10 protein-coding genes and 1 riboswitch are annotated in these 15,202 nt (G+C 59.0%); of the genes, 7 read left to right on the forward strand and 3 right to left on the reverse strand.

Features of this window, described 5'->3' with window-relative positions; all coding sequences use genetic code 11:
- The first annotated feature begins 46 nt into the window (after positions 1-46).
- Entirely contained in the window at positions 47-808 is a 762-nt protein-coding gene (gene cobF / locus GHO25_RS02595) for a precorrin-6A synthase (deacetylating) (RefSeq protein WP_153389822.1), read from the forward strand.
- On the opposite strand, the gene GHO25_RS02600 is transcribed toward cobF, so the two are convergent.
- A complete protein-coding gene (locus GHO25_RS02600) occupies positions 803-2,107 on the reverse strand; it encodes a glycosyltransferase (RefSeq protein WP_153389823.1) in 1,305 nt (434 codons plus the stop codon). The two genes, cobF and GHO25_RS02600, sit on opposite strands and share 6 nt — an antisense overlap.
- A gap of 126 nt (positions 2,108-2,233) precedes the next feature.
- Positions 2,234-2,433, forward strand: a riboswitch (cobalamin riboswitch).
- Between the two features lie 93 nt (positions 2,434-2,526).
- Between GHO25_RS02600 and cobW the strand changes: the two genes are divergently transcribed.
- From cobW to GHO25_RS02620, 4 genes are all read left to right on the forward strand, one after another.
- Positions 2,527-3,597: a cobalamin biosynthesis protein CobW gene (cobW, locus tag GHO25_RS02605; protein WP_153389824.1), complete on the forward strand. Its 1,071-nt coding sequence runs from the start codon at positions 2,527-2,529 to the stop codon at positions 3,595-3,597.
- A 3-nt stretch (positions 3,598-3,600) separates the two neighbouring features.
- Positions 3,601-7,371, forward strand: coding sequence for a cobaltochelatase subunit CobN (cobN, locus tag GHO25_RS02610; RefSeq protein WP_153389825.1), 3,771 nt, complete (start codon positions 3,601-3,603; stop codon positions 7,369-7,371).
- A 20-nt stretch (positions 7,372-7,391) separates the two neighbouring features.
- Entirely contained in the window at positions 7,392-8,399 is a 1,008-nt protein-coding gene (locus GHO25_RS02615; RefSeq protein WP_153331615.1) for an ATP-binding protein, read from the forward strand.
- A gap of 110 nt (positions 8,400-8,509) precedes the next feature.
- Complete coding sequence (locus GHO25_RS02620) at positions 8,510-9,055, forward strand: VWA domain-containing protein (RefSeq protein ID WP_048371919.1); 546 nt, start codon at positions 8,510-8,512, stop codon at positions 9,053-9,055.
- A 74-nt stretch (positions 9,056-9,129) separates the two neighbouring features.
- Here GHO25_RS02620 and GHO25_RS02625 read toward each other — a convergent pair whose 3' ends face one another.
- The gene (locus GHO25_RS02625; protein ID WP_048371701.1) at positions 9,130-9,396 is read right to left on the reverse strand and encodes a hypothetical protein; all 267 of its coding nucleotides are present in this window, start codon (positions 9,394-9,396) and stop codon (positions 9,130-9,132) included.
- A gap of 351 nt (positions 9,397-9,747) precedes the next feature.
- Here GHO25_RS02625 and GHO25_RS02630 point away from each other — a divergent pair, with 351 nt between their 5' ends.
- Positions 9,748-11,073, forward strand: coding sequence for a sigma-54 dependent transcriptional regulator (locus GHO25_RS02630; protein ID WP_153328919.1), 1,326 nt, complete (start codon positions 9,748-9,750; stop codon positions 11,071-11,073).
- Positions 11,074-11,443: 370 nt separating this feature from the next.
- Here GHO25_RS02630 and GHO25_RS02635 read toward each other — a convergent pair whose 3' ends face one another.
- A complete protein-coding gene (locus tag GHO25_RS02635; protein WP_153389826.1) occupies positions 11,444-11,965 on the reverse strand; it encodes an AAA family ATPase in 522 nt (173 codons plus the stop codon).
- 266 nt (positions 11,966-12,231) lie between these two features.
- On the opposite strand from GHO25_RS02635, the gene GHO25_RS02640 reads away from it, so the two are divergent.
- Positions 12,232-15,165 (forward strand): RHS repeat-associated core domain-containing protein, encoded by a 2,934-nt coding sequence (locus GHO25_RS02640; RefSeq protein ID WP_153389827.1) that lies wholly within the window; start codon positions 12,232-12,234, stop codon positions 15,163-15,165.
- The last annotated feature ends 37 nt before the right edge of the window (positions 15,166-15,202 follow it).

Below are 15,202 nucleotides of genomic sequence, written 5' to 3' on the forward strand. Positions count from 1 at the left end.
TCCGTCGCAATTGAGGCGACGATCTGTACGCAAAGGGCCTCGTTCAATGAAAACACTGTTACTGATCGGCATCGGCGCGGGTGACCCGGAGCACATCACCGTCCAGGCGATTAACGCCCTCAACCGCGCATCGGTATTTTTTGTGCTGGATAAAGGCCAGACCACTGAAGATCTGGTGCGCCTGCGCCTGGAAATCTGCGAACGTTATATCCGCGAACCCGCCTACCGCGTGGTGCAGGTCAGTGATCCGCAGCGTGATAGCTCGACGCCTTCCTACACCCAGGGCGTGGAAGACTGGCATGAGCAGCGCGCCGAAGTGTTCCAGCGCCTGATTGAAGATGAACTGGCCGAGGGCGAGTCGGGGGCATTTCTGTTATGGGGCGAGCCGGGTTTGTATGACAGTACGCTGCGTATTCTTGAGCGGGTGCGGGCGAATGGCTGTACCGGCTTTGATTACGAAGTGATCCCCGGCATCAGCAGTGTGCAGGCATTGGCGGCGCGCCATCGCGTGCCCTTGAACGGTATTGGCCAGCCGATTCGTATCACCACCGGGCGACGACTGACCGCCGCAGACCTGGACAACGTGGTGGTGATGCTCGATGCCCACTGCGCGTTTCAGGCGTTTACCCAGGAAAACCTCGACATCTATTGGGGCGCCTACCTGGGCACCGCCGATGAAATCCTGATTGCCGGCAAGCTCGCCGACGTGTGCGAGCAGATCAAACACACCCGTGAAGCCGCGAGGCAGCGCAAAGGCTGGATCATGGACACTTACTTGCTGCGTCGGCGCCTTGCACCCGACTTATGAGGTGAGTGGCCTGGCGCTGTTTTTCGCCTCGATCCACTGCGACATGTATTGCGTACTTTTATGCTGGTGATGACGCAGCATGGCGCCGGTGAAGTTGTTGCGCCGATGCTGCTCAAGGTCGGCGCGGCACGCGTTGATCCGTTGCACCAGCGCCGGGCCATGGTCGCTTTGCAGATAGCGCGCCTGGAGCAATGTCTGGCCGTTTTGCTGGGCGTTTTGCCAGGCCTGCGGGTTTTGATACAGCTCAACCGCGGCGGCAGCAATGGCACTGGCGCTTTGTTCAATGGCCCCGGCCCACGGCATGTCACCGTGCATGCCTTCGGCGCCGATCGGGGTCGTCACGTTGGGCGTACCGCACAGCATGGCGTCGGCAATTTTGCCTTTGATTCCGGCGCCAAAGCGCAGCGGCGCGAGGCAGATGCGGGCGCTGCTCATCACCGCCAGCGCGTCCTCAGCCCAGTTCAACACGTGGAAACCTTGCTTTGGGTTATGCAAGGCCGTGGCTTTGGGCGGCGTGTAGGCACCGTAGATATGCAACTGGGCATCGGGCAACTGTTGGCGAATCAGCGGCCAGACCTGAGTTTTCATCCATAGCACTGCGTCCCAGTTGGGCGCATGGCGAAAGTTGCCAATGCTCAAGAAGTGCTGGCGTTGCTCAAACGGCACGAACTCGGTCGGCACCTTGTCAACCATCAACGGGCACCAGTGCAACAAGGCGGCGGGCACGTGGAATTGCTCGACCAGCAGATCAATCTCGTATTCGGAGATCATCAGGTTCAGGTCGCTGCGATAGATGGCGGCTATTTCTCGCTGCGCCAGATCGGCATCGGCCATGTGTTCGAAGGTCTGCACGGGCGAGGGCGCAAACAGGCGGCTGAAGTCATCCTGCTCGGGATGATCCTTTAAGTGAGCCTTGAGTTGCAGATGGCGAGCATCACGCAGGCTTTGCAGGTCTGAGGTTTCAAGCACCCGCAGAGCATTCGGACAGTGTTTTTCGACACGCCAGCCGAACTGTTCCTCCATCATGAAACGGTCAAACAGCACGATATCCGGGGCCAGTTCACTGATAAAGGCATCAAAGCTGCTGTTATTCAGCTCGATAGCAACCTCAGCAATGCCCAGGGCCGCCAGATCAGCCTTGTGTTCGCCAATCCCGGCGGGGCTGCTGAAGGTGATGTGCCAGCCTTCCTGCAAGAAGCTCTCGATGATTTGCATCATGTGTCCGCCCGCCGCCGATGAGCGTGGCTCGGGCCACACGTAGCCAATGATCAGAACCTGGGTAGGGCGGGGCAACGACATGAGCAAATCCTTGGAACCGGGGTCGGCTGAAAAAAGGCGGCAATTGTCGCGCAGTCAGGTACGTATGACCAACTCGATTGTGGGAGTGGATAAGTCGCTCAACATTGACCTGTTACAAAGCACTGCGTAGCCTTGCACCTTCGAGGTTCTTCGCAACGCGAAGCTAAGACGGGAACGCGGTATGCCGCGGCTGCCCCCGCAACTGTAAACGGTCAATAACCCTGCCAGGCCACTGCTGATTCAGCGGGAAGGCGCAGGGCAGAGGTCAGCCGCTGGCGGACTTCCAGCCGTGAGCCAGGAGACCTGCCTCGTACCAGATTCTTACTTCAACCGGGCGGGGTGATCCGGTGGCGAAGAGTAACCGCACACACCGGGCGGTTCTCGTCCCGTATGCCCGCCGCTTTGCCAAAGGGCATCCGATGAAAACACTGGCCAAAACCCCCGTCACTATCGTTACCGGCTTTCTTGGCTCGGGCAAAACCACCTTGCTGCGCCATATGCTGGACAACGCTCAAGGTCGTCGCATTGCCGTGATCGTCAACGAATTCGGCGAGTTGGGCATCGACGGTGAAATCCTCAAGCAATGCTCCATCGGTTGCACCGAAGAAGAAGCCAACGGCCGCGTGTACGAGTTGGCCAACGGCTGCCTGTGCTGCACCGTGCAGGAAGAGTTCTTCCCGGTCATGCGCGAACTGGTTGCCCGTCGCGGCGACATCGACCACATCCTCATCGAAACTTCGGGCCTGGCCCTGCCAAAACCGTTGGTTCAAGCCTTCCAGTGGCCAGAAATCCGCAGCGCCTGCACCGTTGACGCGGTCATCACCGTGGTTGACAGCCCGGCCGTTGCCCGTGGCACCTTCGCCGCCTTCCCGGACCAGGTCGACGCCCAGCGCAAACTCGACCCCAACCTGGACCACGAATCGCCATTGCACGAACTGTTTGCTGACCAACTGGCCAGCGCAGACCTGGTGATCCTCAACAAAACCGACTTGATCAACCCCGAAGACCTGGCCAAAGTACGTGCAGAAGTCGCTGAAGAACTGCCACCGGCGGTAAAAATCATCGAAGCCAGCAGCGGTCGCCTGCCGCTGGACGTGCTGCTGGGCCTGGGCGCTGGTTCTGAAGACCATATCGACAGCCGCCACAGCCATCACGACCATCACCACGATGGCGATGATGACCACGACGATCACGACCACGACGCCTTTGACTCGATCTCCATCGAGCTGCCGCAAGCAGAAGAGCGCCTGCTGCTGGATGCGCTCACCGAGCTGGTCGTCAAACACGACATCCTGCGGGTTAAGGGCTTTGCTGCCATTCCTGGCAAACCGATGCGTTTGCTGATCCAGGGCGTGGGCACGCGTTTTGACAAGCACTTCGACCGCGCCTGGGGCAGTGACGAAGCACGCACCACCAAACTGGTGCTGATCGGTCAGGACCTGGACGCAGCCTTGCTTGAGTCCGCACTGCGTACAGCGTTGGGCGCTTAAACCATGCATTTGCTCAGGACCCAGCCCGGTGGCTTTGTATCGGACGACAACATTGCCGACCTAGGCCAGACCCCCGCCGAGCTGGTGATCCTGTGCAGCGGTGATTCAAGCCTGGCACTGCTCGCGGACGCCGCGCAGCAGTTGCCTGAAGATTATCCAAGCCTGCGTCTGGCTAACCCGATGCAGGTGCAAAACCACGGCTCGGTCGATTTGTATGTCGATCAGGTGCTGCAACACGCCAAAGTGATTCTGCTGTCATTGCACGGCGGGATTGGTTACTGGCGCTATGGCATCGAGCGGTTGATGCAGTTGGCCGAACGCGGCGTGACTTTGATTCTGGTGCCGGGCGATGACCGTCCCGACCCGGAGCTCAGCGCGTTGAGCACCGTACCCGCCGAGCTCGCCGAACGCCTGTGGCACTTTTTACGCCAGGGTGGGCGGGCAAACGCGCTGCAACTCTATCGTTGCCTGGCCAGCCTGTGGCTGGGGCGCGATTATCCGTGGGGCGAGCCACAGACCTTGCCGCGAACGGCCATCTACCACCCGCAGCACGGCAGCGCCGAACTTGCCCACTGGCAAGCCGATTGGCAGGCCGGGCAGCCGGTAGCGGCGTTATTGTTCTATCGCTCGCACTTGCAGGCGGCCAATACCGCATTTGTCGATGTGTTTTGCCAGCGCTTACAGGCGGCCGGGCTTAATCCATTGCCAATGGCGGTGGCCAGCCTTAAAGAACCGGGCTGCTTGGCGGTGGTACAAGACCTGCTCGATGAGGTCGACGCCGGGGTCATTTTGAATACCACCGGTTTTGCCCAATCCAGCCCGGAAGCGCCGCATCTGCGACCGTTCCGGCGCAATATCCCGGTGATTCAGGCGATTTGCGCTCAAGACAATGAACCCGGCTGGCGCGACAGCGAGCAAGGCCTGGGCCCGCGGGACTTGGCGATGCACATTGCCTTGCCCGAGCTGGATGGGCGAATTATCAGCCGCCCCATCAGCTTCAAGGACCTGGCCTGGCGCAGTGAGCGCAGCCAGTCAGACGTGGTGTGCTACCGCGCGCAGCCCGAGCGTATGGACTTTGTTGCTGAGCTGGCACGCCGCTGGGTTGAACTGGCCCGCGTACCCAACGCGCAAAAACGCATTGCCCTGATTCTCGCCAACTACCCGACCCGAGACGGGCGCATTGGTAATGGCGTGGGGCTTGATACTCCGGCGGCGGCGTTGAATATTTTGCGCGCGTTGCAGGCTCAGGGTTATCTGCTGCAAGACGACTTGCCAGCGTCGGGCACAGCGTTGATTCAAGCGCTATTGGGCGGGGTCAGCAACGATCTGGACAGCCTTGACCTGCGGCCTTGCCATCAGAGTCTGGGCCTGGATGAATACTGGGCAATGTTCAATCAGTTGCCCGAAGCCAATCGCCAGGCCGTGAACGAGCGCTGGGGCACACCGCACAGCGATCCGATGTTTCGCAGTGGCCGCATGATGATTGCCGGGCTGCGTTTTGGTTTGACCTTTGTCGGTATTCAGCCTGCCCGTGGTTATCAGGTGGACGCCAGTGCGGTGTATCACGACCCGGATCTGGTGCCGCCGCACGGGTATCTGGCGTTTTACTTCTGGTTGCGCCACACCTATGGCGCCCATGCCGTGGTGCACGTGGGCAAACACGGCAATCTGGAGTGGTTGCCGGGCAAAGGCGTCGGCCTGTCTGAACACTGCTGGCCGGATGCGATACTCGGCCCGCTGCCCAATGTTTACCCGTTTATTGTCAACGACCCGGGCGAGGGCGCACAGGCCAAGCGGCGCACCCAGGCGGTGATCATCGACCACCTGATGCCGCCGCTGACCCGCGCCGAAACCTATGGCCCGCTGCGTGATCTGGAACTGCTGGCCGATGAATATTACGAGGCGCAGTTGCTCGACCCGCGCCGCGCCCGCGAATTGCAGGGCGATATTCTCAAGCTGGTACGCGACACCCACATTGATCGCGAGCTGCAACTGGACGACAACCTCGACAGCGACGCCGATGCGGCTATTTGGTTGCCGCGTCTGGACACCTATTTGTGCGACCTCAAAGAGTCGCAAATCCGCGACGGGCTGCATATTTTCGGCGAATCCCCGGCCGGGCGACTGCGTATCGACACCTTGCTGGCGTTGCTGCGCATCCCCCGTGGCGATGGCCGTGGCGCCCAATCAAGCCTGTTGCGGGCATTGGCCAAAGCCTTTGAACTGGGTTTCGACCCGCTGGACTGTGCGCTGGCCGAACCCTGGACCCAGCGTCAGCCGCCGCAGTTGCAAGCCGTCAGCGAGGCGCTGTGGCGCACCGCAGGCGACACCCGTGAGCGTCTTGAGTTGTACGCTGCACAGTTAATCGAGCAAGCATTAGACGGCGGCTTGCAGTTGCCGGGCAACGCGCAATGGGCTGAAGTGCGCTCGATTTTTGATGCTTTGCTGGACGTGGTCGCGCCGCGCCTGGACGCGTGTGGCCCGGCGGAGATGCAAGGTTTGCTGGATGCCCTGAGCGGGCGTTTCGTGCCTGCCGGGCCCAGTGGCGCCCCGAGTCGCGGGCGTCTGGATGTACTGCCCACCGGGCGCAACTTCTTTTCGGTCGATGTGCGTAATCTACCGACGACCACTGCGTGGCGGATTGGCTTTCAGTCCGCCAACCTGATTCTTGAACGCCACCTGCAAGACCATGGCGATCACTTGCGCCAACTGGGGTTGTCGGTGTGGGGCACGGCTACCATGCGCACAGGCGGCGATGACATCGCCCAGGCCATGGCGCTGATGGGCGTGCGCCCGGTCTGGGCCACGGGCAGCCAGCGCGTCGATGACTTCGAGATTTTGCCGGCCAGCTTGCTCGACCGACCTCGGGTAGACGTGACCCTGCGGGTCTCGGGGTTCTTCAGGGACGCTTTTGCCAACCTGATCCGTCTGTTTGACGCGGCGGTTCAGGCGGTGGCTGCGCTGGATGAACCGGATGACCTTAACCCGCTGGCCGCCAAAGTGCGCAGCGAACGCGAACAGCTTGAGCGGGACGGCCTGGCCCCGGAACTTGCAGCGCGGCAGGCGGGCTGGCGTATTTTCGGCGCCAAATCGGGTGCCTATGGCGCTGGTGTGCAAAACGCGATTGACGGGCGCCTGTGGCAAAGCCGCGAAGATCTGGCAGAGGTTTACCTCAATTGGGGCGGCTACGCCTACGGTGGCGCCGATGAAGGCACGGCCGCCCGCGGGCAGTTCGCCCAGCGCTTGAGCCAGGTGCAGGCGGTGGTGCAGAACCAGGACAACCGTGAGCATGACTTGCTCGATTCCAACGACTATTACCAGTTCCAGGGCGGTATGCTGGCGGCCGTCGAGAGCCTGAGCGGTACAACTGCGGCCAGTTACCATGGCGATCACAGCCAGCCGGACTTGCCGAAAGTACGCACCCTCAAGGAAGAGTTGAATCGGGTGATTCGTTCCCGTGCCGCCAACCCGAAGTGGATCGAAGGGGTAAAGCGTCACGGCTACAAAGGTGCGTTCGAGATGGCAGCGACGCTCGACAACCTGTTCGCGTTTGACGCGACCACCCAATTGATCGACGACCACCAGTACGCGTTGCTCGCCGATGCCTATTTGCTCGACCCGAACACGCGTGATTTCATCCAGCAACACAACCCGCATGCCTTGCGCGACATGACCGAACGCCTGCTGGAAGCCCAGCAGCGCGGGCTCTGGAGCGAACCGGGCGACTACCGCGAGGCGCTGGAAAACCTGTTGCTGGACATTGAAGAAGACTGACTTTTGAAAGGGCTCAACCCATGACGGACACCCCGCATTTCCCGCTGTCGGCGGTGGTTGGCGCGGATTCATTGAAACTGGCGCTGTGCCTGACGGCGATTGACCCCAAAATCGGCGGTGTGTTGATCGAAGGCCCGCGTGGCATGGCCAAATCGACTTTGGCCCGTGGCCTGGCGGATGTGTTGGCCAGCGGGCCATTTGTCACCTTACCGCTAGGTGCCACAGAAGAGCGGCTGGTGGGCACCCTTGATCTGGACGCTGCGCTGGGCCAGGGCAAGGCGCAGTTTTCACCCGGCGTGTTGGCCAAGGCTGATGGCGGCGTGCTGTATGTCGATGAAGTCAATCTGCTGGCCGATCACTTAGTAGACGTGCTGCTGGACGTCGCGGCCAGCGGCATCAATGTGGTGGAGCGTGACGGCATTTCCCATCGTCACCCGGCGCGCTTTGTGCTGATCGGCACCATGAACCCCGAAGAAGGTGAACTACGCCCGCAATTGCTCGACCGTTTTGGCCTGAACGTGGCCATGAACGGCCAGCCGCAGCCGGCTGAACGCAGTGAAATCATCCGTCGCCGGCTGGCCTTTGACAGCGACCCGCAGGGTTTTTGCGCGCACTGGGAACAGGCACAAGACACGTTGCGCCAGCGCTGCCAGCAGGCCCGCAACAGTTTGCAGGGCATTGCGCTGGACGATGACTCGCTGGCGATCATTACTGAACGTTGTTTCGCGGCCGGCGTGGATGGCATGCGGGCTGACCTGGTCTGGCTGCGTGCCGCGAGGGCTCATGCCGCATGGCGGGGGGCGAATGCAATCAGCCTCGAAGACATTGATGCCGTGGCCGAGTTCGCCTTGCGTCATCGTCGCCGCGAACAGCCGCCTCAGGCGCCAACCCCCGAGCAGCCTCAACCCCAGGATCAGTCGGCGGGGAGCTCCAGCCGTTCAGGCCAGGGCCAGTGGGGTGAGTTGCCTGCACAGCCGCAAGCCATGGGCGCTCGACGTGAAGTGCCGAGCTGGCCAAAAAAGCCTTAGGCATTCGCCCTCGTACAACGGCGGGGGTGGATGCCAAACCTCAGTCGGGCACCCTTGAGCAGGGGCGCCAGGGCGCCAGTCGCCGTGCTGACAGCGGCGCTATTGATTGGCTGCAAACACTGCTTCGAGGTCGTCCGCAGAGTCGCGACGACCTGGCTTTTAAAAACCGTCAAAGTGCTGCCCAGCAACTGTGGCTGGTGGTGATTGATGCATCGGCCTCAACCCGTCGGCATCAGGCACTTAGCGATGCCAAAGGTTTGTTGGCGCAACTGTTTGAAGACGCCTACCGCCAACGTGCCCGAGTTGCCGTGATGACGGCCAGTGGTAACGCTGCGCACTGGCACGTCAGCGGCGCCAAGGCATCAAAAGCGCTGGATAACTGGTTGCAGAGTCTGGGTGCGGGTGGCGGCACGCCGTTGCGGGAAGCGTTGCAGGAGGTTTCGCGCTGGTTAGGCGTGCGTCGCAAGCAGTTGCCCCAAGAGCAGCAGCGTTTTTTGTTGGTCACCGACGGGCGTTTAAAAGAAGGGCAGGCGTTACCGAAACTGGATTGTCCGGGCCTGTTGATTGATATCGAGCGAGGTCCGATTCGTCTGGGGCGTGCTGAGCAAATGGCCGCGGATTTACAGATCGACTACTGCCATATCGACACCGAATAACGGTAACTGCCTCGCGATCTTTTAAAAGATCAAAAGATCGCGAGGCAAGCTCGCTCCTACAGGTAGGGCGGCTGTTAAGCCGGCATTACCCAAGGTTGTAGCGCGTAGCCCTCGTCGCTCAGTTCGTTACGGGCCTGGGCCAGCAGGTTTTTCAACTGAGTGGCGTCAGACAACGCGCTCAACGAGATTTGTTTGCGCCCGATACGGGTGTTGGTGCGGTCAATCACTGTGAGGCTCAATTCGCCTTGGCCATCGGGCGCTGCCCAGGCAACGCACTGGAAAGGTTCAAAGGCGTGGCCGGCAATCAAAAGTGCTTCGTTGAAACGGAGCGGGGCGTTCATAGGGTCTTCTCTCATGTGTGCCCATCAAATGATTAACCGTCGGCTGGGCGTACCGTTCGGTTGGTTACTTGTACTGATGTCCTGAGACCTGCTTCGGGTCACACACGCGTGTCACTTTTTTAATTTTTTTTTTCCTCATTGATTTAGATCAACTCTGAAAGGCTGTCTGCATCCGCTTAAAGGGTTGTTGCAATGGCGTGATGTCACCTTGGATTGGCAAAGTTTAATTGGCTATTACCGTTATAAAGAAACGGTACAAGTCACCGCCAATCCAGTTGCTAACGTTACGCTCACCCATATCAACACTTTGTTTCTACAACTCTTTTTACCCAATGGCGCGAGGGATTAGCCATGCTTGAAATGTCATCACCTCGGCGTCTGTTAGTAGTAGACCCTTTCGAAGATTGTCACCAGTTATTACCTGGGCTTCAAAGTATCGGCTGGTCGGTAGACAGTTGCAGCCTGGAGTCCGTGATCGACCGACCGTGTGACGTAGGCTTGTTTCGTTTGCTGCCTGAGCACCTGGAGCGGCCCGACCCACTGAAAAAAATGATCAACCGCAGTGGCACTCAATGGATCGCTGTCGTCAGCCCCGAGGTGTTGAAACTCAAAAATGTCGGGGACTTTGTCTGCGAGTGGTTCTTTGATTTCCATACCTTGCCTTTTGATGTGCCACGGGTTGAGGTGACGCTCGGTCGTGCTTTCGGCATGGCTCGGTTGCGTGATCATGTGGTCAACCTTGTCGAGACCGAGGGGCATGAACTGCTGGGTGATAGCCGCAGCTTGCGTGAATTGCGCAAACTGCTCGGCAAATTCGCCCCCACCGAATCGCCGATCTTGATCCGGGGTGAAAGCGGTACTGGCAAAGAGCTGGTTGCGCGAACGTTGCATCATCAGTCCCTGCGTCACGACAAGCCGTTTGTGGCGATCAATTGCGGGTCAATTCCCGAGAATCTGATTCAATCCGAGCTGTTTGGTCACGAAAAGGGCGCATTTACCGGCGCTCACCAACGCAAGATCGGGCGTATCGAGGCGGCCAACGGTGGCACGCTGTTCCTCGATGAAATCGGCGACCTGCCGCTGGAGTTGCAAGCCAGCCTCTTGCGGTTTCTGCAGGAAAAACACATTGAACGGGTCGGTGGCGGTGAACCGATCGCCGTGAATGTGCGGGTTTTGGCGGCCACCCATATCGATCTTGAAGCCGCGATTCAATCAGGCCGTTTTCGCGAAGACCTGTACTACCGCCTCAACGTGTTACAGGTATCAACCATCCCGTTGCGTGAATTGCATGGCGACCTGAGCCTGCTGGCCAATCACTTTGCGCGCTTTTACAGCCAGGAAACTGGCCGCCGCCCACGCTCGTTCAGTGAGGGCGCCCTGATCGCGATGGGCAATCATGCCTGGCCGGGCAATGTTCGCGAACTTGCCAACCGGGTTCGTCGTGGCCTGGTACTGGCTGAAGGCCGACAAATCGAAGCGGCTGACCTGGGCCTGGAGTCTCACACTACGACTCAGCAAGCCATGGAGACCCTTGAAGACTACAAACACCGCGCTGAACGGCAGGCATTGTGCGATGTGTTGCATCGTCACTCTAATAACCTGAGCGTTGCGGCCAAAGTGCTCGGTGTGTCCCGGCCTACTTTTTATCGGTTGTTGCGCAAACATCACATTCGGTAGGGCGCGGCGCTTGTGCGGCGGCGGCCATCAATGCGGCGAGGGCATAAACCAAAGGCTTGAGAGCATCGGCAGATTTCATTGCAGACTCCGAACTTTATTCAACAGGCCAATGTGCTGTGTGTTCGTGTTGATTTAAACGTTAAGCAGTACGGAGCAATACCTGTGCCGTTAGTCAGCAATGCTTTTAAAACAGCAAGTTACAACATCCCTTTCAGAGGCAATTTAGCGAAGTGTTTCAGATATGAGTCGGATTAAGGATTAACGCCTGGATTCGCAGGGCGTAGATGTATCAGTCTCGTTACAGTTTTGTTTAAAAGCTTTAAACCCAAGTTTTATAAGACGTTTAGGGCCGGTGAGTGTTTCAGCGGGTTTACGTAAGTAAACGCCGTACGGCAGCGAAGGCCTGTTGCTGTCGAGTTTTCCAATCACCGGTCAGAATTTGCAGTGGTTGTTGGTGCTGTTCGAGCCATTGCCGGCTGGCGTTGAAAAAAGCTTGGCGTTCGGCCAGCAGCGGTTGGCAGCGCTGACCGTCTTGGGTCCATTCGACGTCGTCGGGTGACAGCAGCAAATGCAGGTCGTAGTGAAGGCTGAGCAACTGCGGCTCCAGCCAGTCCGGGCAGTCGCCAAACAACGTTTGGCTCCAGAGTATGTTGCTCAACAAGTGAGTATCCAGAATCAACAATTCAGGCTGCCTGGCGCGGGCCTGATCCTCCCAGTCGAGTTGCCCGCGGGCGATGGTCGGAATGTCGGTCAGGCAAGTATCACGCGGGTTCTGTTCAATGAAGTAGCGCACATATTCGCCCACCAACACGCCACCAAAATGAGCCTGCAACTGCGCCGCGAGCCAGCTTTTGCCACTGGATTCAGGCCCTGCCAAAACCACGACCTTCATGTGCGCAGCACCATCACCAGCCCTGACATTGGCAACCCTTGGTTTAGAGAGAAAGCCGGGGATTGTACCCGCAGTCATTGCATCTTTGGGAATCCCTGCACATCACAGTTCTGCGCACAGTCAGACGCTACCAGCAGTGAACCGCTGAAGGCGCTTTAAGTGATGTAAGCATTCTTATATGGATACAAAACACGCCCTGATTAGTCAGGAGGCATGGAACCTGATCTCTACACTTTTAATTATTGTGCCGTTCAGGACCACATCTTATGCCTGCGTCTTTACATCAACACACACCATCGCTGATAGCGCTCGACCCACGCGGGTTGAGTATTCGCCAAGTGGCTTATTACCGTCAAAACGCTCATAACGCCGTGCAGGCGCGCATCAACCGAAACGCGTTCAATTCTCTCGGGGTGCTCAAGGAGCAATGGGACCCGCGCTTATCAGCCCTGCATGAAAACGACACGAGTGTCAGGCCCAACCAACGCATGAGTTACTCACTGTCGGGCCGACTGCTGTTGAGTGACAGCGTCGACCAAGGGCAGGGGATCAGTTGGCTGGGCAGTTCTGGCCAGGTGATCCGGCGCTGGGACTCACGCGGTGCTTGCCAAACGTTCGAATACGATCATTTGTTACGCCTGACCGGGGTAGCTGAGCAAGCCAGTGACGAAAGCGCCCCCGTGGTGGTCGAGCAGTTGATCTATGGGTCGTCAACTCCCGGCGAGGCCATGCGCAACCGTTGTGGCCGGCTGATCACCCATGTCGACCCGGCAGGTGATTTACGCTTTGAGTCTTACGATGTACTTGGCCAACTGTCGAAGCAAATACGCCGCTTCAGTGACGAGCATCAGTACAGTGCAGGGTATGCCAGTACGTGGCGTTATCAGGCCTCAGGTGAACTTGACGAGCAGATTGATGCCAAGGGCAATCTTCAGCGTATGGGCTATGCAGTGGATGGCTTGTTGGCCAACGTGAGCGTTACGCTTGCCCGCGGCAGCGCCCAAACCCTGGTTGAGCAGAGGGTATACAGCGCATCCGGGCAAGTGCTGAGTGAGCGCGCGGGTAATGGCGTCGTCAGCAAGCTTGACTACAACCCACTTGATCAGCGCCTGCAGCGTTTGCGCAGCTATCGGTCAGGCAAGACCGATGAGCCGTTGCAAGACCTGACCTACACCTACGACCGTGTTGGCAACGTGTTGAGCGTGAGTGACGCGGCGCAACCGGTGCAGTGGTTTGACAACACACGGACCGAGGCGCAGAACACCTACCGCTATGACACCCTTTACCGACTGATCGAGGCCACGGGCCGTGAGAGTACCCGCGCTGCCAGCGGGTCGGGCCTGTTGGAGGCGGTGCCTTTTGGCTCGACCCAGGCCAATCTGAGCCGTCACTACCGGCAAAACTATCGCTACGATGCTAGCGGCAATCTGAGCGCCCTGCGACACCTGCCTGCCCAAGCCACGGGTTATACCCGCCACATGAACATCGCGACTCACAGCAACCACGGCGTGGAACAGATTCCGGCCGGTTTGGCACCGGGGTTGGGCAGCGGGTTTGATAAAAATGGTAACCAGTTGGCACTGCAGCCGGGGCAGACGCTCAGCTGGAATGTGCGCAATCAGTTGCAGCGTGTCATCCAGGTCGTACGCCCTGACGGTGAGGACGATGACGAAACCTATCGCTATGACAGCAGCGGACAGCGGGTGTTAAAAATCCGCCGTAGCGTGGCCAAAAATCAGAGCCACCGCAGCGAAGTACGCTACCTGCCCGGTCTTGAAATCCGCCATAACAGCGCTACCGGCGAGCGGTTGAATACCGTGATTGTCTGTGGCGCATTGCACGGGATCCGGATCTTGCAGTGGGAACAAGGCCGCCCTGAGGGCATTGAAAATCAACAAATACGCTTTGCTCTTTCGGACAACTTGGGCAGCAGCACGCTGGAGCTGGATGGCAGCGCGCGAGTACTGAGCCAAGAGACCTATTACCCCTATGGCGGTACCGCCTGGTGGGCGGCGAAAAACGCGGTTGATGCGTCGTATAAAACCATTCGTTACTCGGGTAAGGAGCGCGATGCCAGCGGGCTGTATTACTACGGGTATCGCTACTATGCGCCGTGGCTGGGGCGCTGGATCAACGCCGACCCAGGCGGAGATATTGATGGTTTAAACCTGTACGCGATGGCACGCGGCAACCCCGTCACTTATGTCGACAGTCAAGGGACGGCGTCGAAGAAAGTGGCCTTGGAGGCTCCAGTCAATCGCTTCTCGCAGCTTCGCGGTGCAGCTGCACGCTTCTCCGAGCGTATTCGCCCGGCCTTGCAGGCGGCAAGCTCGGCTGCCATTCGTGACTCATTGGCGACCTACGCAAGCAACGCACTTGGGGCGGGGGTCGATCTGCTGTTGTTTGCAGGCCGGCAACCGACGCGCGTCCTGAATAACGTACTGAGGCAAGTCGTGGCGGTACTGGATGGGCTGGCTCTAGGGCACATGGCTACGGGATTATTAGGCAATTGGACGCACTTGAGCCCGATAGCAGGTGTCGCAGCATTCGTTGCTGCTAACCGAGGGTTTGCCAGCATGAACAATGGCGGCGCTGTGGACCTTGATCAGGAGTGGGATCCCGAGGCCCGGGAACGTTTTATTGGGCACGTACGGGCGTTTTCCAGGGAGGTGGGGCAGCAAATTGTACGGGGGCTGGGTACGACTGTGTCATGGGGGCAAACGCCGCTGGCTGCACGAGCCCCCAGAACACTGATGGCAGCTGCGGCTTATGGATTGGCGACAATACCCAACGCGATTTACAACAGTTCAATTCCAGGATCTCTAATGCCCAATGTCGGGCCACTTATTGAGGGTTACGATGCCGGCGCCGCGAGCGTAATTCGGGCTGGTCACGCAACCGCCGTTTACGATGCCCATGTAGACGCTCTTCAATTTCCTGATCTTGAAGCCACATTCCACGGCGGGTTAAGCCGAATGTTCAATCAGGCGTGGGGGTATTGGTCGGGGGCGGGGATTGAAGCCACTGCCGCTTTTGTCACTGGCCAGCCCGCTTCCGGGCAAAGCTCGCGGGCCCGATTCTGGGTCGCTGCGGCACGCGGAGTGGCGACGGCGCTCACAGAGTTTCGTGGCCTTTTGGTGCTAACCGCAAGACGGGGTTACAGCCGTATATCAAGCCTGTGGCGCACGACCCCACGTTGAATCACGATGTTTCGACTATCGAAGGCCACACAAAGGT

This window comes from Pseudomonas sp. FSL R10-1350, assembly GCF_009600525.1.
GTDB lineage: Bacteria > Pseudomonadota > Gammaproteobacteria > Pseudomonadales > Pseudomonadaceae > Aquipseudomonas > Aquipseudomonas helleri.

Coding starts and splice junctions, on each gene's coding strand:
- cobF (WP_153389822.1), top strand. CDS start 47: ATGAAAACACTGTTACTGATCGGCATCGGCGCGGGTGACCCGGAGCAC.
- GHO25_RS02600 (WP_153389823.1), bottom strand. CDS start 2,107: ATGTCGTTGCCCCGCCCTACCCAGGTTCTGATCATTGGCTACGTGTGG.
- cobW (WP_153389824.1), top strand. CDS start 2,527: ATGAAAACACTGGCCAAAACCCCCGTCACTATCGTTACCGGCTTTCTT.
- cobN (WP_153389825.1), top strand. CDS start 3,601: ATGCATTTGCTCAGGACCCAGCCCGGTGGCTTTGTATCGGACGACAAC.
- GHO25_RS02615 (WP_153331615.1), top strand. CDS start 7,392: ATGACGGACACCCCGCATTTCCCGCTGTCGGCGGTGGTTGGCGCGGAT.
- GHO25_RS02625 (WP_048371701.1), bottom strand. CDS start 9,396: ATGAACGCCCCGCTCCGTTTCAACGAAGCACTTTTGATTGCCGGCCAC.
- GHO25_RS02630 (WP_153328919.1), top strand. CDS start 9,748: ATGCTTGAAATGTCATCACCTCGGCGTCTGTTAGTAGTAGACCCTTTC.
- GHO25_RS02635 (WP_153389826.1), bottom strand. CDS start 11,965: ATGAAGGTCGTGGTTTTGGCAGGGCCTGAATCCAGTGGCAAAAGCTGG.
- GHO25_RS02640 (WP_153389827.1), top strand. CDS start 12,232: ATGCCTGCGTCTTTACATCAACACACACCATCGCTGATAGCGCTCGAC.